This is a genomic window from Erwinia sp. CGal63, from assembly GCF_037026505.1.
GTDB lineage: Bacteria > Pseudomonadota > Gammaproteobacteria > Enterobacterales > Enterobacteriaceae > Erwinia.
Map to the genome: position 1 here is coordinate 1,484,671 of NZ_JAKUMN010000001.1, position 24,091 is coordinate 1,508,761.

The 24,091-nt window shown below is 56.2% G+C and carries 23 protein-coding genes; 13 read left to right on the forward strand and 10 right to left on the reverse strand.

Features of this window, described 5'->3' with window-relative positions; genetic code table 11:
- Positions 1-24: 24 nt before the first annotated feature.
- The 5 genes from MKZ79_RS06730 to MKZ79_RS06750 all read right to left on the reverse strand — a co-directional run bounded on the left by MKZ79_RS06730 (position 25) and on the right by MKZ79_RS06750 (position 4,223).
- Positions 25-690: an amino acid ABC transporter permease gene (locus MKZ79_RS06730; RefSeq protein ID WP_336140843.1), complete on the reverse strand. Its 666-nt coding sequence runs from the start codon at positions 688-690 to the stop codon at positions 25-27.
- Positions 691-700: 10 nt separating this feature from the next.
- Positions 701-1,372 carry an amino acid ABC transporter permease gene (locus MKZ79_RS06735; RefSeq protein ID WP_336140844.1) on the reverse strand — a complete coding sequence of 224 codons (672 nt, stop codon included), beginning with the start codon at positions 1,370-1,372 and terminating at the stop codon, positions 701-703.
- Between the two features lie 11 nt (positions 1,373-1,383).
- Complete coding sequence (locus MKZ79_RS06740) at positions 1,384-2,220, reverse strand: amino acid ABC transporter ATP-binding protein (RefSeq protein ID WP_336140845.1); 837 nt, start codon at positions 2,218-2,220, stop codon at positions 1,384-1,386.
- A gap of 53 nt (positions 2,221-2,273) precedes the next feature.
- Positions 2,274-3,020 carry a substrate-binding periplasmic protein gene (locus MKZ79_RS06745; RefSeq protein ID WP_336141369.1) on the reverse strand — a complete coding sequence of 249 codons (747 nt, stop codon included), beginning with the start codon at positions 3,018-3,020 and terminating at the stop codon, positions 2,274-2,276.
- Positions 3,021-3,320: 300 nt separating this feature from the next.
- Entirely contained in the window at positions 3,321-4,223 is a 903-nt protein-coding gene (locus MKZ79_RS06750) for a LysR family transcriptional regulator (protein ID WP_336140846.1), read from the reverse strand.
- A gap of 100 nt (positions 4,224-4,323) precedes the next feature.
- Between MKZ79_RS06750 and MKZ79_RS06755 the strand changes: the two genes are divergently transcribed.
- Genes MKZ79_RS06755 through dadX form a run of 4 tightly spaced genes read left to right on the forward strand, consistent with a single transcriptional unit; the run spans position 4,324 to position 9,583 of the window.
- A complete protein-coding gene (locus MKZ79_RS06755; protein ID WP_336140847.1) occupies positions 4,324-5,655 on the forward strand; it encodes an aspartate aminotransferase family protein in 1,332 nt (443 codons plus the stop codon).
- A 13-nt stretch (positions 5,656-5,668) separates the two neighbouring features.
- Positions 5,669-7,165 carry a CoA-acylating methylmalonate-semialdehyde dehydrogenase gene (locus tag MKZ79_RS06760; protein WP_336140848.1) on the forward strand — a complete coding sequence of 499 codons (1,497 nt, stop codon included), beginning with the start codon at positions 5,669-5,671 and terminating at the stop codon, positions 7,163-7,165.
- 29 nt (positions 7,166-7,194) lie between these two features.
- On the forward strand, positions 7,195-8,502 hold the full coding sequence (locus tag MKZ79_RS06765; RefSeq protein ID WP_336140849.1) for a D-amino acid dehydrogenase: 1,308 nt from the start codon (positions 7,195-7,197) through the stop codon (positions 8,500-8,502).
- Positions 8,503-8,512: 10 nt separating this feature from the next.
- Positions 8,513-9,583: a catabolic alanine racemase DadX gene (gene dadX, locus MKZ79_RS06770; protein ID WP_336140850.1), complete on the forward strand. Its 1,071-nt coding sequence runs from the start codon at positions 8,513-8,515 to the stop codon at positions 9,581-9,583.
- Between the two features lie 299 nt (positions 9,584-9,882).
- Here dadX and MKZ79_RS06775 read toward each other — a convergent pair whose 3' ends face one another.
- Both MKZ79_RS06775 and MKZ79_RS06780 read right to left on the reverse strand, forming a co-directional pair.
- Positions 9,883-10,278, reverse strand: coding sequence for a DUF4440 domain-containing protein (locus MKZ79_RS06775; RefSeq protein WP_336140851.1), 396 nt, complete (start codon positions 10,276-10,278; stop codon positions 9,883-9,885).
- A complete protein-coding gene (locus MKZ79_RS06780; RefSeq protein ID WP_336140852.1) occupies positions 10,275-11,654 on the reverse strand; it encodes an MFS transporter in 1,380 nt (459 codons plus the stop codon). The genes MKZ79_RS06775 and MKZ79_RS06780 overlap by 4 nt, the downstream gene beginning before the upstream one ends.
- A 124-nt stretch (positions 11,655-11,778) precedes the next feature.
- Between MKZ79_RS06780 and MKZ79_RS06785 the strand changes: the two genes are divergently transcribed.
- Entirely contained in the window at positions 11,779-12,702 is a 924-nt protein-coding gene (locus MKZ79_RS06785; protein WP_336140853.1) for a LysR family transcriptional regulator, read from the forward strand.
- 167 nt (positions 12,703-12,869) lie between these two features.
- Here MKZ79_RS06785 and icd read toward each other — a convergent pair whose 3' ends face one another.
- Positions 12,870-14,120, reverse strand: coding sequence for an NADP-dependent isocitrate dehydrogenase (gene icd, locus MKZ79_RS06790; RefSeq protein ID WP_336140854.1), 1,251 nt, complete (start codon positions 14,118-14,120; stop codon positions 12,870-12,872).
- Positions 14,121-14,250: 130 nt separating this feature from the next.
- Here icd and rluE point away from each other — a divergent pair, with 130 nt between their 5' ends.
- From rluE to MKZ79_RS06830, 8 genes are all read left to right on the forward strand, one after another.
- Complete coding sequence (rluE, locus tag MKZ79_RS06795; protein WP_336140855.1) at positions 14,251-14,871, forward strand: 23S rRNA pseudouridine(2457) synthase RluE; 621 nt, start codon at positions 14,251-14,253, stop codon at positions 14,869-14,871.
- Positions 14,872-14,895: 24 nt separating this feature from the next.
- Positions 14,896-15,372 (forward strand): NUDIX hydrolase, encoded by a 477-nt coding sequence (locus tag MKZ79_RS06800; RefSeq protein WP_336140856.1) that lies wholly within the window; start codon positions 14,896-14,898, stop codon positions 15,370-15,372.
- A gap of 58 nt (positions 15,373-15,430) precedes the next feature.
- Entirely contained in the window at positions 15,431-16,528 is a 1,098-nt protein-coding gene (gene mnmA, locus MKZ79_RS06805; protein ID WP_336140857.1) for a tRNA 2-thiouridine(34) synthase MnmA, read from the forward strand.
- A gap of 51 nt (positions 16,529-16,579) precedes the next feature.
- Entirely contained in the window at positions 16,580-17,221 is a 642-nt protein-coding gene (gene hflD, locus MKZ79_RS06810; protein WP_336140858.1) for a high frequency lysogenization protein HflD, read from the forward strand.
- Positions 17,222-17,239: 18 nt separating this feature from the next.
- Entirely contained in the window at positions 17,240-18,610 is a 1,371-nt protein-coding gene (gene purB / locus MKZ79_RS06815) for an adenylosuccinate lyase (protein WP_336140859.1), read from the forward strand.
- Between the two features lie 153 nt (positions 18,611-18,763).
- The gene (gene phoP / locus MKZ79_RS06820) at positions 18,764-19,432 is read left to right on the forward strand and encodes a two-component system response regulator PhoP (RefSeq protein WP_336140860.1); all 669 of its coding nucleotides are present in this window, start codon (positions 18,764-18,766) and stop codon (positions 19,430-19,432) included.
- Positions 19,432-20,889, forward strand: coding sequence for a two-component system sensor histidine kinase PhoQ (phoQ, locus tag MKZ79_RS06825; protein ID WP_336140861.1), 1,458 nt, complete (start codon positions 19,432-19,434; stop codon positions 20,887-20,889). The genes phoP and phoQ overlap by 1 nt, the downstream gene beginning before the upstream one ends.
- 96 nt (positions 20,890-20,985) lie before the next feature.
- Entirely contained in the window at positions 20,986-22,113 is a 1,128-nt protein-coding gene (locus MKZ79_RS06830; protein ID WP_336140862.1) for a ribosomal protein uL16 3-hydroxylase, read from the forward strand.
- 59 nt (positions 22,114-22,172) lie between these two features.
- Here MKZ79_RS06830 and pepT read toward each other — a convergent pair whose 3' ends face one another.
- Complete coding sequence (pepT, locus tag MKZ79_RS06835; protein ID WP_336140863.1) at positions 22,173-23,408, reverse strand: peptidase T; 1,236 nt, start codon at positions 23,406-23,408, stop codon at positions 22,173-22,175.
- A gap of 51 nt (positions 23,409-23,459) precedes the next feature.
- Complete coding sequence (locus MKZ79_RS06840) at positions 23,460-24,050, reverse strand: helix-turn-helix domain-containing protein (protein ID WP_336140864.1); 591 nt, start codon at positions 24,048-24,050, stop codon at positions 23,460-23,462.
- Between the last annotated feature and the right edge of the window lie 41 nt (positions 24,051-24,091).

Genomic DNA, 24,091 nt, shown 5'->3' on the forward strand with positions numbered 1-24,091 from the left:
GTTACTGCTCCTGTGGATCGGTTATCAAAGGGCATAACGCCGTAACAAACGCGATTCGACCACGCCAACAAGGCGGGTTAAGGGGAATGCCACGACGAAGTAGATCACGGCGACGGCGGAGAGAAACTCAACCGGACGCGCCGTGCTATTGGAAATGTTCTGGCCGACAAACATCAGGTCAGCCACGCCAACAGAGGAGATCAGCGCGCTCTCTTTAAACAGGCTGACCACATTGGAAAGCAGCGTAGGGATCGCCCGCAGCAGCGCCTGCGGAAAGATGACGTAAAGGATTTTGGCGGCGGGCGTCAGGCTGAGCGCTATGCAGGCGTCATGCTGCTCGCCAGCAATCGACTTCAGCGAACCGCGAAAGGTTTCGCTGGTAATCGCTGCCATATACATCACCAGCGACAGGGTGACGCACATCCAGGGCGCAATGTTGAGGCGGAATACCACCGGGAAGCAGAAAAACACCCAAAATAGCTGGATCAGCAGCGGCGTTCCGCGAAAGAACTCAACATAGAGCGTAACCAGCCAGCGCAGCGGCGCCAGCGGCGACAGCCGTAGCAGGCTGATGATAAAGCCCGCCACGCTGCCCAGTACCGCGCAGCTCAGCGTAAAGGCCAGCGTCAGCCCTAAGCCCTGTAGCAGCACCTGCCAGTATGAGAAAACCTGAGTAAAATCAAGTATCATAATGCAATCCTCAGCGCGCGGCGGCCGCATCTTGTCGGCGCTCAATCCAGGCAACCAGCTGCGAAATCGGCAGTGAGAGCGCGAAGTAAATCAGCGCGATCAGCGAATAGGTTTCCAGCGGACGATAGGTTTCGGTAGCGATGTTTTTTCCGACATACATCAGATCGGAGATGGCAACGATGGCGACCAGCGCGGTTTGCTGCAAAATGGCAATGCCGTTGGTCATCAGCACCGGCAATGCGCTGCGAAGCGCCTGCGGCAACACCACATACAGCGTTTGCTGCGCTTTATTCAGTCCTAACGCGATACCGGCATCGTGATGTTCGTGCGGTACGGCCTGAACGCCTGCGCGATAAGCTTCCGCATTAAATGCCGCCAGGTTTAACCCCAGCGCCAGGAAACCCATATAAATGGGATCGATAAATAAGTTGAACATCATCGGCACGCAGTAATAAAACCAGACGATTTGCAGCAATATTGGCGTGCAGCGAAAGAACTCAATAAATACCTTTATCGGCCAGCGAATAAGAGCAAGGGAGCTCATCGCCATCATGCATAAAACAAACCCCATCGTCAGGCCAAGCATATTGGCCATTAAAGAGAGTTCAAGCGTGACTTTAAGCCCATCCCATAGAGCGTCCAGATTGCCGTTAAGAAAATTAAAGTTGAATTGATAATTCATTTTTAATCCCCTTAATCCAGGTGCAAAACTTTTTCCAGAAATTCACGCGTACGCGTTTCTCTGGGGCGGGTAAAAAGCATTTCCGGATTGCCCTGCTCGACTATTTTACCATTGGCGCAGAACACCACGCGCGAGGCAATATTACGGGCAAAGTGCATATCATGGGTCACAATAATCATCGCCATCTTTTGATTAGCCAGCTGCATCATAACGTTTTGCACTTCCGTGACCATTTCCGGATCCAGCGCTGAAGTGACTTCGTCAAACAGCATCAGTTCAGGTTCCAGCATCAGTGCCCGCGCTATGGCTACGCGCTGCTTCTGGCCGCCCGAAAGCTGGCTCGGCCAGGCATGCAGCTTACTCTCCAGACCAAAACGCGCCAGCAGGGCACGCGCTTTTTCAGTGGCCTCGCGCTTAGGGATATGGTGCACTTTGACCGGAGCCAAAATCAGGTTGCTCAATATTGAGAGATGAGGAAAAAGCGTATAATGCTGAAATACCATGCCGATCTTTTTCTGGATATTTTTATCGAGAATCTTAGCGTTTTTACTCTTATCACCAATGATATAGTCATTCTTCTGGAAATTAATCTCACCACTCTGAATCCCTTCCAGCCCCATTAATACACGCAACAAAGAGCTTTTACCGCTGCCGCTCGGCCCAATAATCACCAGGCGATCGTCATTGCGCATGCTCAGGTCAAAGTTATCCATCACTTTTAGTTCACCGTAGGATTTGCAGACTTTTTTCAAATGAATGAACTCTCCCTTATTAAACTCATTCATAAATATCGGCTGCTCACTATTTTGGCAAGACGGTGCCGTTGCCAGACTGGATGAGGCGTTCATGGTTATTCCTCCGCTGCGTGCGGTATGCACAGGGTTCGTTGAGTCGGGATGTCTTACTTAGCGGCGTTTGCTTCCTGTGAGGCTTTATTGACTAATTGATCGATTTCACCGGTGGCGCGCCGTTGCGTCAGATAAATATTGAGAACGTCCATATCAGCTTCCGAGATCGAACGCGGCAAGCCGAACGAGACGCCCTGTTTTGCCAGCGCGGGCGCAGGCAAAACTTCTTTAGCCCAGTCGGGATTAGCAACCGCGAATAAGTGGTTGGTATCGCTGGCGTCTACCAGCACGTCGGCTCGTCGGGCCATCAGCGCCATACGGCTTTCATCATTGCCGGGCAAACGCATAATTTTGCCTTTTTTAATAGCGGCGCTGATGGTTTTATCCTGAACGGTGCCGGACATGACCGCAAACGTGATGCCTTCCTTATCAAAATCGGCGAGCTTATTGCCTAACGCGTTAACTTTTGGGTTCTGCTTGTTGACCAAAAAGGAGATCTGATAATCCTGTGCCGGCGTTGAGAAGGCGACCGCCAGCGCGCGCTCGGGCGTCTGGTTCAGCCCCAGCGCCAAATCCCATTTGTCGCTCTGCAAACCGGCCACCAGCGTATCCCAGCTGGCATCGACAAACTGCACCTTAACTTTTAAGACGTTTTGTCCGAAATCGCGGCAGAGTTCTGAGAAGTAGCCGCTGTACTGCTGGGTTTTCGGATCGCGCATAACATAAGGCGCCGCAGGCGCAGCTCCGCAGCGCAGCACGCCTTTTTGTTGAATTGCCTGCCAGTAATTATCGGCGGCCACCGCGGTAAACGATGAGAGCAACAGCGTCCCGCCAACGGCCAGACAACAGGATAAATTCTTTAAAGCAGATAAATGAATGCTGACCATGATGACCTCGTCCAAACGTTATTGTTGCGAACAGGAGCAGTAAGAGATGCCTTCTTTTTACCTTTTGTATGCAATGTTGTATGCACCAGAAGTTAAGAGAATAGAAGCACGAAATTAACAAAGTCAACCAATATGGTTTACTTATGAGCAAACTTTGATGCCGATCGACTGCCACGTGTGACCGGCATCATAAAAGGGAAATTTGCGGGAAGATCAGAGCGCGAGGGATTGCAGAAATTTTTCCAGAATGGCATTTGAACGGCGTCCAGCGCGGGTAACGATGGCGATTTTGCTGCTGAAATGAAGGCGCTGTGGCGCGACGCTGCGCATCAGCTGCTTTTCGACCCACTGCGCGGCATAGTGATCCGGCAGGAAACCGATAAAACGGCCGGTAAGGATCAGAAAGGCAATGCCTTCCCGGTCTGAGGCCGTTGCCGTGCAGTGCAGTTTTTGATGCATGCCTATCGCTTCTGCCGTCATGCGGAAGCTGGGCGCTATCGCATCATAGCTCATGAGTTCCCGATCGTCCGGCGCGGCTTGCTGGCTGAAAAGCGGATGTTTATTACTACAGTAAAGGTTTGATTTTTCGTCATAAAGCTGGGTATATTCCAGCCCGGAAATCGGCGAGGTCAGCGGAAGCGCGCCAACGTGCAAACGGCCATCCATCAAACCGCGCTCAATATCAGCGGCGGTCATCATGCTGATATTAAGCCGGATATCCGGGCCATTTGCCCGCAGGGAATCCAGCGCGTGAGTGATTTTCATCCTGGGCTGCGTGACCAGGTTATTAATGATACCGATGTTAAATTCACCGCGTAACTGCTTGTGCATCTGGTTTACCTGCTGACGAAAACTCTCAATCGCCGCCATCATGCTGTCGCTGTGGCGCAAAATCTCCCGCCCTTCGTCGGTCAAAGCAAAACCTGCGCGCCCGCGCTGGCACAATCGCATGCCCAGCCGTTTTTCCAGATCGCTCATATTAAGGCTAATAGCTGAACGGGTTATACCGAGCAGGCTCTCCGCCGCCGAGAAGCTGCCGCACTCGCTTACCGTTTTAAAAATACGCAGTAATTTCAGATCAAAGTCGGTGACCTGAGCCAGCGATTTGTTTTTCATATAGGTGAGTATTTCCATAAGTGAAGGTGAGTTTATAGGGATTTAACTTAATCAACAGTTGATTGCAAACTCTTCCTACACCTGTCTGGAGGAAGAGCCCATGTCTGAAACCCCAAATATCGCGTCACTTAATTTGCAAGCGCACTGGATGCCGTTTAGCGCCAACCGTAATTTCCAGCGCGATCCGCGCTTTATCGTTGCCGCGCAGGGGCGTTGGCTAACCGACGATAAAGGCCGTCAGATTTTCGACAGCCTGTCAGGACTCTGGACCTGCGGCGCGGGCCATACGCGCAGCGAAATTCAGACGGCCGTGGCGAAACAGCTGGGCACGCTTGATTACTCGCCGGGCTTCCAGTATGGCCACCCTCTCTCCTTCCAGCTGGCTGACAAAATTGCCCGACGCATGCCGGGCGAGTTGAATCATGTCTTCTTTACCGGCTCAGGTTCCGAATCCGCCGACACCGCCGTCAAAATGGCGCGGGCCTACTGGCGCGCCAAAGGCCAGCAGGGCAAAACCAAATTCATTGGCCGTGCGCGTGGCTACCATGGCGTCAATATTGCCGGCACCAGCCTCGGCGGCATTGGCGGCAACCGGAAAATGTTCGGGCAGTTTATGGACGTCGATCATATTCCCCATACCTTGCAGAGCGATTTGCCATTTACCGCCGGCCAGGCGGAAACCGGCGGCGTTGCGCTGGCGAACGAGATGCTCAAGCTGATTGAGCTGCATGATGCCTCCAATATCGCCGCGCTGATTGTCGAGCCGCTTTCCGGGTCGGCAGGCGCCATCATTCCGCCACAGGGCTACCTGCAGCGCCTGCGTGAAATCTGCACTCAGCACAACATCCTGCTGATTTTTGATGAGGTGATTACCGGCTTTGGCCGGATGGGGCGCTGGAGCGGCGCAGAGTACTTTGGCGTGACGCCCGATCTGCTGAATTTCGCCAAGCAGGTAACCAATGGCGCAATTCCGCTCGGTGGCGTGGTGGCCAGCAGTGAGATCTATCACACCTTTATGTCGCAGCCGCTGCCGGAACATGCGGTGGAGTTCGCGCACGGTTACACCTATTCAGCCCATCCGGTCGCCTGCGCCGCAGGTCTGGCAACGCTGGATCTGCTGGAGAACGAAGCGCTGATTGCCCAGTCTGCCGAACTGGCGCCGCACTTCGAACGCACGCTACACGGGCTGCGTAACTGCCCGAACGTGGTGGATATCCGCAACTGCGGTCTGGTTGGCGCCATTCAGCTTGCGCCACGCGATGGCGATGCCGCCGTGCGTCCGTTTGATGCAGGTATGGCACTGTGGAAAGCCGGTTTTTACGTGCGCTTTGGTGGCGATACGCTGCAATTTGGCCCGATGTTCAATACGCAACCGGCGGAACTGGATCGTCTGTTCGACGCCGTGGGCGAAGCGCTGCACTACATCAACTGAACGAGGCAAGTTTATGACCATTATCACCCATCTGATCAACGGCAAGATGCGTCAGCCTGATGGCCGCACCGCCAGCGTGTTTAACCCTGCCACTGGCGAAGCTATCCGCCAGGTAGAGCTGGCAAGCGTCGCCACTGTACAGGAAGCGATTGCTGCAGCGAAAGCGGCGCTGCCCGCATGGCGCAATCTGCCGCCAGCGAAACGCGCGCAGGTTTTATTCCGCTTTAAACAGCTGCTGGAAGCGAATGAAAAAGAGATCGTCCAGCTAATTAGCGAAGAGCACGGTAAAACGCGGGAAGATGCCGCCGGAGAACTGAAGCGCGGTATTGAAAACGTCGAATACGCCAGCGCCGCGCCGGAGCTGTTAAAAGGTGAATACAGCCGCAATGCCGGGCCCGATATCGATTCATGGAGTGATTTTCACGCCGTTGGCGTTGTGGCGGGCATTACGCCTTTCAACTTCCCCGCTATGGTGCCGCTATGGATGTATCCGCTGGCGATTGCCTGTGGCAATACTTTTGTGCTTAAGCCCTCCGAGCGCGACCCAAGCTCCACGCTATTGATCGCCTCTCTTTTCCAGCAGGCCGGTTTACCTGCGGGCGTGTTAAACGTGGTCAATGGCGACAAAGAGGCGGTAGATGCATTGATTGAAAGCCCGGATGTCAAAGCGATCAGCTTCGTCGGCTCTACGCCGATTGCGGAATACATTTATAGCGAAGGCACTAAACGCGGCAAGCGCGTGCAGGCGCTGGGCGGCGCGAAAAATCATGCGGTGGTGATGCCGGATGCCGATCTTGATAACGCGGTCAGCGCACTGATGGGCGCGGCTTATGGATCCTGCGGCGAGCGCTGCATGGCTATCTCCGTAGCGGTTTGCGTGGGTGATGCAGTAGCCGATGCGCTGATCGCCAAACTCACCCCAAAAATCACCGCGCTAAAAGTCGGTGCAGGCACAGAGTGCGGTCTGGATATGGGGCCGCTGGTCACTGCTGCGCATAAGGCCAAAGTGACCGGTTACGTTGATGAGGGCGTCGCTGCGGGCGCTGAGCTGGTAATCGACGGACGGACGCTCTCCGTAAGCGGCTATGAGAACGGCTATTTCATCGGCGGCTGCCTGTTTGATCGCGTCACGCCCGAAATGCGTATCTATAAAGAGGAGATCTTTGGCCCGGTGCTGTGTGTGGTGCGTATGAATTCGCTGGATCAGGCTATCGCGCTGATTAATGAGCATGAATACGGTAACGGCACCTGCATCTTTACCCGCGATGGTGAAGCAGCGCGCACCTTCGGCAATGAGATTGAGGTTGGCATGGTTGGCGTTAATGTACCGCTGCCGGTGCCGGTTGCCTTCCACAGTTTTGGCGGCTGGAAACGTTCGCTGTTTGGCGATCTGCATGCTTATGGGCCGGATGGCGTGCGTTTCTACACGCGTCGCAAAACTATTACTCAGCGCTGGCCAAAACAGAAAGCACAGGAAGCCGCGCAGTTTGCCTTCCCCGGCAGTCACTAATCCGCTGGCGGCGCTTTCTCAAGCCGCCCATGCATGGAGTACGCCAGATGAAAGTTTTGATTTTGGGCAGCGGCGTGGTCGGTGTTACCAGCGCATGGTATCTCGCAAAGGCCGGACATGAAGTAACGGTGGTCGACCGCCAGGCGGATGCGGCTGAAGAGACCAGCGCGGGCAATGCCGGGCAGATTTCTCCCGGTTACGCCACGCCGTGGGCGGCGCCGGGCATCCCACTCAAGGCCGTTAAGTGGATGTTTCAAAAACATGCGCCGCTGGCGATCCGCGCCGATGGTTCGTTGTTCCAGCTACAGTGGATGTGGCAGATGCTGAAAAACTGTAATAACGCCAGCTATGCCACTAATAAAGCGCGTATGGTGCGCATCGCCGAATACAGCCGCGACTGCCTGCGTGAGCTCCGGCGTGATACCGGCATTCATTATCATGAACGCCAGGGCGGCACTCTACAGCTTTTTCGCAGCGCGGCGCAGTTTGAGCATGCGGCACAGGATATTGCCGTCCTGAAAGAGGCCGGCGTGCCCTATGAACTGCTGCAACCGCATCAGTTAGCGCAGGCCGAACCGGCGCTGGCGGCAGCGGCGCACAAGCTGACCGGCGGATTGCGGTTGCCCAATGATGAAACCGGCGACTGCCAGATGTTCACTAAAAAGCTGGCGCTGCGGGCAAAAGCAGCAGGCGTGACCTTTATCTATAACCGCGCAGTCGATCGTTTGCTTGATGACGGCGAACGCATTACCGGCGTGCAGTGCGGCAACGAGGTGATGACCGCCGATCGTTATATCGTCGCTTGCGGTTCCTGGTCCACGCCACTGCTTAAAGGTTTAGTGTCGATCCCGGTTTATCCGCTGAAAGGCTACTCGCTAACCATTCCCATTACCGATGCCCGTTATGCGCCCGTCTCCACCATTCTGGATGAAACCTATAAAGTTGCGGTCACGCGCTTCGAGGATCGCATCCGCGTAGGCGGTATGGCAGAGATTGTCGGTTTCAATAGCGACCTGAAACAGGCGCGGCGCAAGACGCTGGAACTGGTGGTCAATGACCTCTATCCCCGAAGTGGCAACGTAGCGCAAGCCAGCTTCTGGACCGGCATGCGTCCAATGACGCCGGACGGCACGCCGATTGTTGGCGCTACGCGGTTTAAGAATCTCTATCTCAACACCGGGCACGGCACGCTGGGCTGGACGATGGCCTGCGGTTCAGGACAATTGATTGCCGATCTGATTTCCGGCCAGACGCCTGCCATCCCCTTCAGCGATTTAGCCGTTGCGCGCTATCACGGCGGCACAGGCCAGTTATTTAACGATATCGTGACGGAATAGGGAGAAACAGATGCCGCGCCCAATTCGCGCCGAGATCGATCTCGCTGCGCTGCGTAACAATCTCAACGTCATACGCAATACCGCCGGAACGGCAAAAGTCTGGTCGGTGATCAAAGCCAATGCTTACGGTCATGGTATCGACAACATTTATGCCGGTTTACAGGCAACCGATGGCTTTGCCCTGCTGGACTTTGCCGAGGCAATCCAGCTACGCGAAAGGGGCTGGGAAGGCCCAATTCTGCTGCTGGAAGGCTTTTTTGAGCCAGACGATTTAGCGCTAATCGATCGCTATCAACTGACTACCGTCGTGCACAGTTTCTGGCAGTTAGCGGCTATTGCAGACGCGCGGCTAAAACAGCCGGTTGCTGTCTATCTCAAGGTCAATTCCGGCATGAACCGCCTGGGCTTTGCGCCCGATCGGCTACAGGCTGCCTGGCTTGAAGCCAGCGCTAACCCTAATATTGGCGAGATCGCCCTGATGACGCATTTTGCCAACGCAGATAGCGCAGAAGGCGTTGCTGAACCAATGAATTTGCTTGACGAATTTTCTCAAACAATGCGGGTTCCGCGCTGTCTGGCAAACTCGGCGGCCATCTTGTGGCATCCGCAGACACAAGCGGACTGGGTGCGGCCTGGCATCGTACTCTATGGCGCATCACCAAGCGGTAGATGGCAGGATATTGCCAGCAGCGGTTTACAGCCGGTAATGACGCTGCGCAGTGAGATCATTGCCGTCCAGCAGCTGCACGCGGGACATCGTGTTGGTTACAGCGGCCGTTACCGTGCAGGCGGCGAGCAGCGTATTGGCATTGTTGCCTGCGGTTATGCGGACGGCTATCCGCGCCATGCGCCGACCGGCACGCCTGTGATGGTAGAAGGCGTGTTGACGCAGACGCTGGGGACTGTCTCAATGGATATGATCGCCATAGACCTGACGGCTTGCCCGCCGGCAAATATAGGCAGTCCGGTTGAGCTGTGGGGAAAAAATGTCGCGGTTGATACCGTTGCCGGCTATGCGGGTACATTGGGATATGAATTACTTAGTGCTGTGACATCCCGGGTCAGGAAATATAGCGTTTAATTAAGCATCCGGTCGGCTATCTGGCTAAATAGTATTTACCCTGTTCCAGCCCGCATGCCGGGCTGGTTATCAACAAGAAGCTGGTTTCAATTATTTACTCTCCTGCGTTTTCTGGCTGAGCTTCCCTTCACTACCGCATAGGCGTATTTTCTTCTGCACTAAATACAATTTTGCGTAATTTTTCCAAAAATTATTTTTGGCAAAACAGGGTTGGGGCTTTCGGGCCTGAAAAAGACAGGCCGTCTGTTGAGGCATTTTCGAACAGGCCGCCTGTCAGCGGCGTTTTTATCCGTGTTTTCTCAGGAAATTGGCAGAGCGGTTTCATGCAGATGACGCCAGATAACCTGCCCTTGCTGGTTCACTTCAAACACCACGGTAGAGAAACGTAGCGTGGCCTCCTGGCCCGGCAACTGCTGTTTTTCCTGATAAACGACCGTTGCGCCCTTCTCGCTCTCGGCAATAACCTGCATAGCAGCAATATCAATGTTCAGCCCGGCTTTTGCGCCGCGCTGCGTGCGGAAAAAAGCGTCTAACGCCGCATAATCAAGCCGGGCACCGCTCGTCGTGACCATTGAATAGGCCGGACTAAAGCGAGCGAGCAAATTTTCACAGACTTCTGTCGGGGTTGAGGCGTTGCCAAGCCAGCGACGAATCAGCTCGTGCGCATCTAAAACTTCCTGAAAATAACGGTTCATTGCTTCTCCTGTTGAAGGGTGAGGATAACGCTTCGGTTGGCGATCCGAAGGCTGAAAAGAAGGGGAATGATGGCGCTACAGGCTGCCAGCACAAAACAGAGACGATAAGCCTGATCAACCTGCAGACCCGAATTAAGCAGCACATTCAGCAGCAGTCCGATTAGCGTGACGCCAAAACAGAAGCTCAGCTGGCGGTTAATATTCCACAGCGCGCTGGCATCGGCTAATTCGCGGTCTTCGATCTGGATAAACGCGGCGCTCTGGGCCGTGCTGCTACACAGACTGCTGCCGAACCCCATTAAAGCGAAAGCCACGGCGGCAATAGCGATACCTTCAGTCTGGTTAGTTAATGTCAGCAGCCCGATCCCGACGGCCTGAACAAGACAACCCGTAATAAAAAGAGGTTTTGGCCCCAGCTGGTTAAACTTTTTGCCGGTCAGGCTGATGGCAGCAAATGCAGCCAGCGACCAGGGGATCATCATTGCCCCAACCAGCGTGGCACGCATGCCCAGCTGATTTTGCAGATAAAACATGGTGATAAGGCTGATGCCGGTAAAAACACCGGGAACAAACTGGTAGATCAGCATGGCCGTATAAAAGAGAGGATGGCGAACCAGTTGCAGGTTGAGCAGCGGTTTTGGTTTACGTAAGGCACCACGCACATACCAGACCATCAACAGAAAGCCCGGCAGCAATAAAAGCGCGCCCTGGCGAACGCGACCGGCTTCGCCCATACAGGACAGGCCAGAAAGAATCAGCATTAGCGCTGAACAGCCAGCAAGCAGGCCGCCCGTATCAAGACGGCCGCCCGCGCCAGTCTGAGTATCGGCTTTTAACCAGCAGGCGGCCAGGATCAGCGTAACTATCGCCAAAGGTAAGCTTGCCAGAAACACCCAGCGCCAGCTGGCCCAGTCGACCAGCATGCCACCGATCACCGGCGAGAGCGCCGGCGCCAGCAAGGCCACCAGCATGACGGCTGATGAGAGTTTTGCTTTTTCATTGTTGCGATACAGCGCGTAGGTCATCGTCTGGCCAAGCGGAATAAGCAGCCCGCCGCCCATTCCCTGTAGCCAGCGCCAGGCAATAAGCTGTTGCATTGAAGAAGCCGTGCCGACGCCGCCGGTGCCGATGATAAAAATCACCAGCGACAGCATAAACAGCCGCTTTGCACCGACGCGGTTTGCCAGCCAGCTGCTGACCGGAATCACTAATGTCAGCCCCAGAATATAGCCGTTGCTGACCCAGGCCAGCAGAGCAACCGGCGCGGCAAAATGTCGCCCCATGTCAGGATAAGCAACATTGGCTATAAACATGTTAATCAGATCTATAAAAAATCCCAGCAGATACACACTGGCGACACGCACCCGATAAATCATATTTTTCCCATGAAAAGAACAGAGTGCGCGCAGTATAGGGAGTGCTTCGTCAGGAATAAATTCACCTTCGCCACGAATACTGTCAAAATTATTTTGACAATCAACTGCGTGGAGAGAGGGATTGATGTTGAATATGCAACGGCTGGAAGTGTTTACGGCGGTGGTAGAGGCGGGAAGTTTTACAGGCGCGGCCCAGACGCTTGGCCTGACCAAAGCGGTGGTCAGTTTTAACATCAAGCAGCTGGAGAAGGATCTCGGCGTTTCTCTGCTCTCCCGCAGCACCCGTAAAGTCGCGGTTACCGGCGCTGGAGAGCGTTTTTATCACCGCTGCCAGCAGCTTCTTCAGGATGCCGAGCGCGTACTGGATGAAGTGCGCAGCGATCATTCAGGCCTGAATGGCATACTGCGCATCACTACCACGTCGGAATATGGCGCAAAAGTGGTTGTGCCAGCCCTGGCTGCTTTTGCCGAACAGAACCCACAACTACGCATTCAGCATGTGTCGTCGTCGAAAAACGACGATCTTATCTCAGGCCGTTTTGACGTCGCCATTCGGTTAGGCCAGCTGGCCGACTCAACGCACCATGCCAGACTTATCGATAGCTTTGCGATTTACCCTGTTGTTTCGCCGGACTACTTAAGCCGCTGCGGCCAGCCTGCTATCGCCAGTCTGGAAGAGCTGGCCGAAGCGCGCTGGATAGGCCATAGCCGCCTTGCGACGCCGTTAAGCTGGCAGGTAGTAACGCCCTCAGGGGTAAGCCTTCTTTTCAAAGCGAATCACGCGCCTGCCATCATGGCCGACAGCGCCGCCTCGCTGCTGGCTTTTGTGAAAAGCGGAGCGGGCGTCGCCCTGCTGCCTGGCTGGCTGGTCGAAAATGACCTTAACACGGGCCGACTTATCGCTCTGCTTCCCGGTTATCGTTTTCCCCGCCAGGGGATCTATGCCCTCTACCCTAATACTCGCCATGTGCCTGAAAAAGTACGACTGTTTATCGATTTTTTTCAGCAACGCGTAGCGGAAGGCAAACACAGCATCATCCAGCCTTGAGCAAAAGCGCCGCCTTTCTGTGCGGCCCGCTCACTTATTCTTAGCGCTGCATAATCCGGCTAACTTGACCTCGCCAGAGCGATGGCGTTTTTAAAAGATGGCCCAGGTGAAAAAATTCAATAAAAAAGGGAACCCTCGGGTTCCCTTGACGTTACACCGTAACGTAATTACATATGGCTAATCATGGCTTCGCCGAACTCTGAAGATTTCAGCAGCTTAGCGCCATCCATCAGACGTTCAAAGTCATAGGTCACGGTTTTGGCCGCGATGGCGCCTTCCATGCCTTTAACAATCAGGTCTGCGGCTTCGAACCAGCCCATATGGCGCAGCATCATCTCTGCAGAAAGGATCACGGAACCTGGGTTCACTTTATCCTGACCCGCATATTTAGGCGCGGTGCCGTGGGTAGCTTCGAACAGCGCGCATTCGTCGCCGATGTTGGCGCCAGGCGCGATGCCGATACCGCCAACCTGCGCTGCCAGAGCGTCGGAGATGTAGTCGCCGTTCAGGTTCATACAGGCGATAACGTCATATTCCGCCGGACGCAGCAGGATCTGCTGCAGGAACGCATCGGCGATCACGTCTTTAACCACGATCTCTTTGCCGGTGTTCGGGTTTTTGATTTTCAGCCACGGGCCGCCGTCAATCAGTTCGCCGCCGAACTCTTCTTTCGCCAGCTGGTAACCCCAGTCTTTGAAAGCGCCTTCGGTGAACTTCATGATGTTGCCTTTGTGCACCAGGGTCACGGAATCGCGATCGTTGGTAATGGCGTATTCGATAGCCGCGCGCACCAGGCGCTTGGTGCCCTCTTCCGAGCATGGCTTCACGCCGATACCGCACTGCTCAGGGAAGCGAATTTTTGACACGCCCATTTCGTCGCGCAGGAATTTAATGACTTTGTCCGCTTCCGGCGTACCGGCTTTCCACTCGATACCGGCATAGATATCTTCGGAGTTTTCGCGGAAGATCACCATATCGGTCTCTTCCGGACGCTTAACCGGGCTTGGCGTGCCGGTGTAGTAGCGTACAGGACGCAGGCAAATGTAGAGATCCAGCTGCTGGCGCAGGGCCACGTTCAGGGAGCGAATACCGCCGCCGACTGGCGTAGTCAGTGGGCCTTTGATCGCCACACGGTACTCTTTGATTAAATCCAGGGTTTCTTGCGGCAGCCAGACATCCTGGCCGTACAGCTCTACTGACTTCTCACCGGTATAAATTTCCATCCAGGAAATTTTACGCTCACCGTTATAAGCTTTCTGCACAGCGGCATCGACCACCTTGATCATCACGGGAGAAACGTCGACCCCAATGCCGTCGCCTTCAATAAAAGGGATGATCGGATTGTTTGGGACGTTCAGCTTGCCCTGATCCAGGGTGATTTTCTGACCTTCCGCCGGAACAACTACTTTGCTTTCCATTAACCTCTCCTTCGAGCGCTTTTTTGTTAATGATTTGTAAGATGCGCGTCAATACTACTCGAATATTCACGCCGCGCCAATCTTCACCGCTTGCGCTATAATGCGCCGATTGAGAACAAGTGCAAAGACTATGCGTAAATCTTCCGTTAATAATCACCGCCTTAAACGATTCAGCCCGGCGCAGCGCCCAAAGGGACCGCGTCGCGTTATCATTTTTAACAAACCCTATGATGTGCTGCCGCAGTTCAGCGACGAAGCGGGCCGCAGCACGCTGAAAGATTTTATTCCGGTCAGCGATGTTTACGCCGCCGGACGCCTGGATCGCGACAGCGAAGGGCTGATGGTGCTGACCAACGACGGCGCGCTGCAGGCGGCGCTGACGCAGCCGGGCAAACGCACCGGCAAAATCTACTATGTTCAGGTGGAAGGCGCGCCGCAGGAGAGCGATATTCAGCCGCTGCGCGATGGCATTAATCTGAAAGATGGCCCTACTCTGCCTGCCGGCGTGGAAATCGTCGCTGAACCTGACTGGATCTGGCCGCGCAATCCGCCGATACGCGAGCGCAAGGCCATTCCCACCAGCTGGCTGAGAATTACCCTGTTTGAGGGGCGTAATCGTCAGGTTCGGCGCATGACCGCCCATATCGGTTTTCCGACGCTACGCCTGATCCGCTTCGCTATGGGCAGCACGGAGCTACAAAATCTATCGCCGGGAGAGTGGCGCGACGTTACCGCCGACTTCCCACTCTGAATTTTTCGACAGCAAGGAGCCAGCATGTTTAAACCGCACGTTACCGTCGCCACCGTCGTACAGGCGGAAGGTCACTTCCTGGTGGTCGAAGAGATGGTGCGCGGTCGCGCGACCTGGAATCAGCCCGCCGGTCATCTGGAAGCCAACGAAACCCTGCTGCAGGCCGCCGCGCGCGAGCTGCACGAAGAGACGGGCCTTGAAGGCGTGCCGCAGGCTTTCCTGCGTCTTCACCAGTGGATCGCGCCTGACAATACGCCTTTTCTGCGCTTTCTGTTCGCGCTGGATTTACCGAAAATGCTGCCGACTTATCCGCAGGATCGCGATATCGATCGCGCGCTGTGGCTGCCGCCGGAAGAGATTATCGGCGCGAAAAAGCTACGTTCGCCGCTGGTTGCCGAAAGTTTGCGGATTTACCAGCAGGGCACGCGCTACCCGCTTGAGGTGCTGAGCGCGTTCCAGTGGCCCTTTAGCGAGGATGCGCCCGCCGCCGACGCGTGGTAGACTACGCCGCAATTTTAAAGTGCAGCCTTTAACTGCAACTCAAAGTCGGGTACTTCTCATGTCAAGTCAGAAAAAAGTGATCGTCGGTATGTCCGGCGGCGTAGATTCCTCCGTTTCCGCCTGGTTGCTGCTGCAACAGGGCTATCAGGTCGAAGGCCTGTTTATGAAGAACTGGGAGGAGGACGACGGTGAGGAGTACTGTACCGCGGCGGAAGATTTAGCCGATGCGCAGGCGGTTTGCGACAAGCTGGGCATTCATCTACATACCGTGAACTTTGCGGCGGAATACTGGGACAATGTGTTCGAACATTTCCTGGAAGAGTACAAGGCCGGCCGCACGCCAAACCCGGATATTCTCTGCAATAAAGAGATCAAGTTTAAAGCCTTCCTGGAGTTCGCCGCTGAAGATCTGGGCGCGGACTTTATCGCCACCGGCCACTACGTGCGCCGTCAGGATGTCGACGGCAAAAGCCAGCTGCTGCGCGGCCTGGACGATAACAAAGACCAGAGCTATTTCCTCTATACCCTGAGCCACGAGCAGATCGCGCAGAGCCTGTTCCCGGTCGGCGAGCTGGCCAAGCCGGAAGTACGCCGCATCGCCGAAGAGCTGGAGCTGGTGACGGCGAAGAAAAAAGATTCCACCGGCATCTGCTTTATCGGCGAGCGTAAATTCCGCGACTTCCTGGGACGCTACCTGCCCGCGCAGCCTGGCCGCATCGTCAGTACGGAAGGCGAAGTCGTCGGCGAGCATCAGGGATTGATGTACCATACGCTGGGACAGCGCAAAGGGCTGGGCATCGGCGGCACCAAAGAAGGCAGCGAAGAGCCGTGGTACGTGGTGGACAAAGATGTGGCGAACAATCTGCTGGTGGTGGCGCAGGGTCACGATCATCCGCGCCTGATGTCGGTCGGCCTGATCGCTCAGCAGCTGCATCTGGTGGATCGCGAGACGATTACCGAGCCGTTCCGCTGCACGGTGAAAACCCGCTATCGCCAGAGCGATATTCCCTGCCTGGTGACGCCGCTGGGCGAAGATCGTCTGGAAGTCCGCTTTGACGAGCCGGTTGCGGCCGTAACGCCGGGCCAGTCCGCCGTGTTTTATCAGGGCGAAGTCTGCCTGGGCGGCGGCATTATCGAAGAGCGCCTGCCGCTTTAAGGGTTACACCGGGCGGCTAACCGCCTGGTGACGACGCATACAGGAGTTACCGTGGCGAAAAATTATTACGATATCACCCTGGCCCTGGCGGGCATCTGTCAGGCGGCGCATCTGGTGCAGCAGCTGGCGCATCAGGGTCACTGTCCGCCCGAGGCGCTGAAGGTGTCGCTGGCGAGCGTTATCGACCTGAATCCCTCCTCGACGCTGGCCGTTTACGGCGGCCAGGAGGAAAACCTGCGCTTCGGCCTGGAGACGCTGATCGCGGTGCTTAACAGCAGCAGCCGTCACGGCGCGGGCGCCGAGCTGACCCGCTATACCCTGAGCATGATGGTGCTGGAGCGCAAGCTGAGCGCCAGCAAAACCGCGCTCGACGATCTCTCAAAGCGCATCGCGCAGCTCGACAGGCAGCTGGTGCATTACGATTTAGAATCCGATACCCTGCTGAGCGCGATGGCCGCGATCTACGTTGACGTGATCAGCCCGCTGGGGCCGCGTATTCAGGTTACCGGCTCGCCCGCCGTACTGCAGAATACGCAGATCCAGAGCAAGGTACGCGCCGCGCTGCTTACCGGCATTCGCGCCGCCGTGCTCTGGCAACAGGTCGGCGGCGGCCGCCTGCAGCTGATGTTTTCCCGCAATCGCCTGGTAAACGAGGCGAAGCAAATTTTATCCCGTTGTTCCCAATCTCTTTAATCTTCAGGAGTTACACTGATGGAATTATCCTCTCTGACTGCCGTCTCCCCGATTGATGGCCGTTATGGCGACAAAGTCAGCCCGCTGCGCGCTATTTTCAGCGAATTTGGCCTGCTGAAATTCCGCGTCGAGGTTGAAGTACGCTGGTTACAGAAACTGGCCGCCTGCGCAGAGATCAAGGAAGTTCCTGCATTTGATGCCGACGCAAACGCTTACCTTGACGCGATCGTTACTAATTTCAGCGAAGAAGACGCGGCCCGTATCAAAACTATCGAGCGCACCACCAACCATGACGTCAAGGCGGTGGAATATTTTCTGAAAGAGAAAGTAGAGCCGGTCGCCGCGCTGCACGCCGTTTCCGAGTTTATTCACTTCGCCTGTACTTCTGAAGATATCAACAACCTGTCGCACGCGCTGATGCTGGAAACCGCACGCCGCGACGTGATTGTGCCTTACTGGAACAAAATCATCGCCGCCGTGAAAGATCTGGCAGTGCAGTACCGCGATATTCCGCTGCTTTCCCGCACGCACGGTCAGCCCGCCACGCCTTCCACGCTGGGCAAAGAGATGGCCAATGTCGCATACCGTTTTGAACGCCAGCTGCGCCAGCTGGAACGCATCGAAGTGCTGGGCAAAATCAACGGCGCGGTCGGCAACTATAACGCCCATATCGCCGCCTACCCGGAAGTTGACTGGCATCAGGTCAGCGAGAGCTTCGTCACCTCGCTGGGCATTACCTGGAACCCGTACACCACCCAGATCGAGCCGCACGACTATATCGCCGAAATGTTCGACTGCATCGCCCGCTTCAACACTATCCTGATCGACTTCGATCGCGACGTGTGGGGCTATATCGCGCTAAACCACTTTAAGCAGAAAACCATCGCCGGCGAGATCGGCTCTTCCACCATGCCGCACAAGGTCAACCCGATCGACTTTGAAAACTCCGAAGGCAACCTGGGCCTGGCTAACGCGGTGATGCAGCATCTGGCGAGCAAGCTGCCGGTTTCCCGCTGGCAGCGCGACCTGACCGACTCCACGGTGCTGCGCAATCTGGGCGTTGGCATCGGCTACGCGCTGATCGCCTACCAGGCGACGCTGAAAGGCGTCTCCAAGCTGGAAGTGAACCGCGAGCGCCTGCTGGACGAGCTGGATCACAACTGGGAAGTGCTGGCGGAGCCGATTCAGACCGTAATGCGCCGCTACGGCATCGAGAAGCCTTACGAGAAGCTGAAAGAGCTGACTCGCGGCAAGCGCGTGGACGCAGCGGGCATGAAAGCCTTTATCGACGGCCTGGCGCTGCCGGAAGAGGAGAAAACTCGCCTGAAACTGATGACGCCTGCCAACTATCTGGGCCGCGCGGTGCAGATGGTCGACGAGCTGCCGTAATTTCCCGCCGGCGCGCGCGCAAGCTGCCATACTCTTCACAGGCCGACATAAGTCGGCCTGTGTTAACCTGTTGTTTACCTGCTTTAACCTATACTTTTCTCAGATCGAAATCAGGCACCGGTCTTTGACCAAATCTACAGAAAGGATAATGTTATGCGCGTACTGATTGTGGAAGATAATCCGCTGCTGCGTCACCACCTGGCTGTCCAGCTGCGCGAAATGGGACACCAGGTCGATGCAGCGGAAGACGCGAAGGAAGCCGACTATTTTCTTACCGAACATACTCCTGATATTACCCTTGTCGATTTAGGTCTGCCGGATGAAGACGGCATGACGATGATCCGCCGCTGGCGCGGTCTGGAAGTCAAACAGCCGATTCTGGTGCTGACGGCGCGCGAAGGCTGGCAGGCCAAGGTTGAAGCGCTGGAAGCCGGCGCCGACGACTATGTCACCAAGCCTTTCCACATTGAAGAAGTGGTGGCACGGATGCAGGCGCTGATGCGCCGCAACAGCGGCCTGGCTTCGCAGATCGTGACGCTGGCGCCTTTTCAGGTCGATCTTTCGCGCCGCGAGCTGAGCATCAACGAGCAGCAGATTAAACTGACCGCTTTTGAATACACCATTATTGAAACGCTGATCCGCAACGCCGGCAAGGTGGTCAGTAAAGATTCCCTGATGTTACAACTTTATCCCGACGCCGAACTGCGCGAGAGCCACACTATCGATGTGCTTATGGGTCGCCTGCGCAAAAAAATCCAGGCCGTTTATCCTCAGGATGTGATTACCACTGTCCGTGGGCAGGGTTATCGGTTCGATCTCTGATGTCGCTGTTTCGTCCTGAAACACCCTTTTCGCTGCGTGCGCGCTTTCTGCTGGCGACCGCGGCGGTAGTGCTGATCCTGTCACTCTCCTACGGCATGGTGGCGGTGGTCGGCTATATGGTCAGCTTCGATAAAAACACCTATCGGGTAATGCGCGCCGAGAGCAACCTCTTCTTTACGCTGGCGCAGTGGCAGGATAATCAGCTGACTATCGCCCAGCCCGAGCGGATGTCGCTGAACTTCCCCACGCTGGTCTTTATTTACAACGAGAAAGGGAAACTGCTCTGGCAGCTGCGGGACGTGCCGGAAATCCGTTCGCGCATCAAGCGGGAGTGGCTAAAGCGCGCCGATTTTTATGAGATCGGCACCGACAACAGCACCAGCCGTCGGGCGCTGGGCAATAATCCGGACGCGCAGGACAAGCTGACTGCCTATGACGGCAACAACAACGACACCTTTACCCATTCGGTAGCGGTTAACCGCTACGCGGCCACGCCCACGCTGCCTGCGCTGACGGTGGTAGTGGTGGATTCGATTCCTCAGGAGCTACAGCACTCCGACGTGGTCTGGTCATGGTTCAGCTATGTGCTGCTGGTCAACCTGCTGCTGGTGATCCCGCTGCTGTGGCTTGCCGCACACTGGAGCCTGCGTCCGATAGGCTTGCTGGCCGCGCAGCTGCGCGAGCTGGAGCACGGCACGCGCGAAACCCTGGCTGACGAAACGCCGCAGGAGCTGAAAAGCCTGGTGCGCAATCTTAATTTCCTGTTAGACAACGAGCGCCAGCGCTATACCCGTTACCGCACCACGCTGAGCGATTTGACGCACAGCCTGAAAACGCCGCTGGCGGTGCTGCAGACCACGCTGCGCTCGCTGCGCGGCGGCCGCAATATTTCTGTCGAGCAGGCAGAGCCGATTATGCTGGAGCAGATTAGCCGCATTTCGCAGCAGATTGGCTACTATCTGCATCGCGCCAGTATGCAGGCCGATCACAACGTGCTGAAACGCGAGCTGCATTCCGTGCCGGCGCTGCTGGACAGCCTTTGCTCGGCGCTGAACAAGGTCTATCAGCTAAAGGGCGTTGAGCTGACGCTGGATATTTCGCCGGAGATCACCTTTGTGGGCGATCAGAACGACTTTATGGAAGTGTTGGGCAACGTGCTGGATAACGCCTGCAAATATTGCCTGGAGTTTGTCGAGGTGCGCGGCCGTCAGACCGATGACGAGCTGCATCTGATTGTCGAAGACGACGGGCCGGGCATTCCGGAGAGCAAGCGCGACCTGATTTTTATTCGCGGCCAGCGGGTTGATACGCTGCGTCCCGGTCAGGGGCTTGGCCTGGCGGTGGCGCGCGATATCCTTGAGCAGTATGCGGGCGACATCATCGCCACCACCAGCGAGCTGGGCGGCGCCAGGATGGAAGTGATCTTCCGCCGTCAGGGAATGGACAGCGAAGCCTGATTGCGGCAAATTGCGGCGCCTGCCGCAAATGCTTTTCCCCGCCCTGCTGTCCCGCTGTTATAATCGATGAAATTCAGCGTTTCAGGAACACCCATTATGGATTATCAGCTCGATCTCAACTGGCCCGATTTTATCCAGCGCTACTGGCAAAAGCGTCCCGTCGTGCTTAAGCGCGGTTTTAAAAACTTTGTCGATCCGATCTCTCCGGACGAGCTGGCCGGGCTGGCGATGGAAAACGAGGTCGACAGCCGTCTGGTCAGCCATCAGAACGACAAATGGCAGGTCGCGCACGGCCCGTTTGAAAGCTACGACCATCTTGGCGAGAACAACTGGTCGCTGCTGGTGCAGGCAGTGGATCACTGGCACGAGCCTTCGGCCGCGCTGATGCGCCCTTTCCGTTTTCTGCCCGACTGGCGCACCGACGATCTGATGATCTCCTTTTCCGTACCCGGCGGCGGCGTTGGCCCGCATCTGGATCAGTACGACGTCTTTATTATTCAGGGCACCGGTCGCCGTCGCTGGCGCGTGGGCGAGAAAGTCGCCATGAAGCAGCACTGTCCGCACCCGGATCTGCTGCAGGTCGAGCCGTTCGACGCCATCATCGACGAAGAGATGGAGCCGGGCGATATCCTCTATATTCCGCCAGGATTCCCGCATGAAGGCTACTCGCTGGAGAGCGCGCTGAACTACTCCGTCGGCTTTCGTGCGCCCAGCGGACGCGAGCTGATCAGCGGCTTTGCGGACTATGTGCTGTCACGCGAGCTGGGCAGCCGTCGCTTTAGCGATCCGGACGTGCCTGCGCGCGAACACGCCGCTGAGATCCTGCCGCAGGAACTGGACGGCATCCGCGAAATGATGCTGGAAGTGATCAATCAGCCGGAGCATTTCAATCAGTGGTTCGGCGAGTTTATTTCTCAGTCGCGGCATGAGCTGGACGTTGCGCCGCCGGAGCCGCCTTATCAGCCGGATGAGATCTACGATGCGCTGCAACAGGGCGACAGTCTGCAACGTCTGGGCGGCCTGCGCGTGCTGCTGATTGGTGACGCCGTGTTCGTCAACGGCGAGAAGCTGGAATCGCAGCAGCCTGCTGCCTTGCGCGTGCTGGCCAACCAATACGCGGTAAGCGCGGCGGATCTGGGCGAGGCGCTGGACGATCCGTCGTTCCTGGCGCAGCTGGCCGCGCTGGTCAACAGCGGCTACTGGTACTTCAGCGAAGAAGAGTAAGGTTTTACGCTGCAGAGACGCAAACGGCCCTGATTTAAGGGCCGTTTTTCATTGCGCCATTAAGGCTTTTTCGCCTCTTCGGCGGCCAGTGACGCGATGCGCATAATCACCGCGACCGTTTTTTCCATGATATCCAGCGAAGCGAACTCATGCTTGCCGTGATAGTTGTAGCCGCCGGTGAAAATATTTGGACAGGGCAGCCCTTTAAACGACAGCGCCGCGCCGTCGGTACCGCCGCGAATCGGTTTGGTTAACGGCTCCACGCCGCACTCCCGCATCGCCTGTAGCGCCAGCGCGATAATATGCGGATGCGCCTCAATTTTCTCACGCATGTTGTAGTAGCTGTCTTCTGTCTGTACCTCGACGCTTACGCCCGGCTGTTTGCCCGCGGCCAGCGTGGCGGCGATATCCTTCATGGTCTGTTTGCGGGCTTCAAAGCTCTCGCGGTCGAAATCGCGGATAATGTAGTGCAGTTCCGCTTTATCCACGCTGCCCTTGATGCCGTGCAGGTGGTAAAAACCCTCGTAGCCTTCGGTATGCTCCGGCACTTCGGCTTCCGGCATCGCCGCGTGAAAGCGCATCGCCAGATCCAGCGCGTTGACCATCACGCCTTTGGCGCTGCCGGGATGCACATTATTGCCGACGATTTTCACGGTCGCGGAAGCGGCGTTGAAGTTTTCATACTCAAACTCGCCCAGCCCGCTGCCGTCGACGGTATAGGCCCATTCCGCGCCGAACGCCGCCACGTCGAAGCAGCTGGTGCCTTTGCCGGTCTCTTCGTCCGGGGTAAAGGCGATGCGGATATCGCCGTGCGGAATATTTTCGCTTTTCAGCCGGGCGATCGCCGTGACGATCTCCGCCATGCCCGCTTTGTCATCCGCGCCCAGTAGCGTTTTGCCGTCGGTGGTGATCAGCGTGTGGCCGGTCAGGCGGTGCAGCACGGGAAACATTACCGGCGACAGCACCTCATCGCCGATCCCCAGCGCGATATCGCCGCCGCGATAATTTTCTACGATCTGCGGACAAACATTTTTACCGGTAAAATCCGGCGAGGTATCAATATGGGCGATAAACCCTATCGTTGGCACCGGCCACGCGACGTTGGCGGGCAGCGTCGCCATGACAATCGCGTGCTCGCTCAGCGTGACGTTGCTCAGACCCAGCGCTTCCAGCTCCTTTTTCAACTCGCGAGCCAGCCGCCACTGCCCTTCCGTGCTGGGGATTTGCCGAACATGCGCTTTAGACTGCGTGTCGAATGAAACATAGTGCAAGAAGCGTTCGAGTAAATTTGTCATCTGCCTTCCCTCTGAGTGCGGATGGTTATTATCTGTTATTTAGCCTGACATTTATTGCGTCAGGTCAGTTACGCGTGTGGAACATCCGGCTACATCCCCGCGTGGATAGTGGATCAGGCTGTAAAACCGCACCGGTTGCTCGCTGTCGTTGCGATAGCTGTGCGACGTGTCCGCCTGAAAGCGCAGCCCTTCCCCAGCTTTAAGCGTATGCCATTGCGCGCCGGTCGCCAGCTGCAGTTCGCCGGCAATCACCACAACGTGTTCCACTACGCCGCGTTCATGAGCGGAAGATTCGCTGAGCGCGCCTGCGGCCAGCTCTACCACCAGCATATCGAAGCCCAGCTGAGGATCGTAGGGAAACAGCGGACTGGCCTGCATGGTCGCCGCTGTTTGTGGCCTGCGGCGCCTTTCCTCTCCGGTCGCCCGCATGGCCTGTTCGTTGATAAACAGCGAGAAAGGCACATTGAAGCCCGTTGCTATCTTCCATAGCGTGGCCACGGTCGGGCTGGATTCACCGCGTTCAATCTGACCGAGCATCGCTTTACTGACGCCGGTCTGCGTGGCGGCTTCACTGAGGCTCCAGGCGCGGGCCTGCCGTAGGGTTTTCAGCACAAGGCCGGGTTCAGGACATTCTGTGGTCATTATGGCTCCTTGCAAATAGCCCCAGTATAGCGCTTGTGCGT